Origin of the sequence: Pseudomonas amygdali, assembly GCF_002699855.1 — a bacterium.
Taxonomy (GTDB): Bacteria; Pseudomonadota; Gammaproteobacteria; order Pseudomonadales; family Pseudomonadaceae; genus Aquipseudomonas; species Aquipseudomonas amygdali.
This window is the reverse complement of sequence record NZ_LKBW01000218.1, coordinates 1-617: the sequence shown is the minus strand read 5'-3', so window position 1 is coordinate 617 and position 617 is coordinate 1. Positions and strand designations below refer to the sequence as shown.

General features: G+C 54.1%; 1 protein-coding gene. It reads left to right on the top strand.

The genetic code is table 11. From position 1 onward, the window contains the following. Positions 1–617, top strand: a 617-nt coding sequence (locus AO277_RS14515; protein ID WP_143492780.1) for an IS110 family RNA-guided transposase, incomplete at both ends; no start/stop codon positions are given.

Below are 617 nucleotides of genomic sequence, written 5' to 3'. Positions count from 1 at the left end.
GGAGGCCTGTGCGGGGTCGCACTGTGTTGCTCGTCAGTTGGCGGCAATTGGACACACGGCCAAGCTGATTTCCCCGCAGTTCGTTAAGCCCTTCGTCAAGGGCAACAAAAACGACTTTGTCGANCGTTTCGTTACGCCCAAGACTGAATCCCAGCAAACCCTTTCTGTACTCCATCGGATGCGCGAATCGTTGGTGCGTGATCGCACCAGAACCGCTAATCAGATGCACGGTTTTCTATTGGAATTTGGCGTCAGCCTGCCCAGAGGTTTGACCATCATGAAGCGTCTGGCGGTTGTTTTGGCTGAGCATGAACTTCCGGTTCGTCTGACAATGCTGCTGCAGCGTTTGCACAATCACCTCATCTATCTGGATGAGCAAATCAAGGCAATGGATAAAGAGCTGGCATGCCAAGTGGCCGATGATGATTTAGGTAGCCGTTTGCTGAGCATTCCATGTGTAGGCCCGATCACCGCCAGCCTTCTAGCTGTGGAGATGGGCGATGGCAAGCAGTACCGATGCAGCCGGGACTTTGCCGCATCAGTGGGATTGGTACCCAAGCAATACAGCACCGGCGGCAAGGCCAACTTACTAGGGATCAGTAAACGCGGCGACAAGC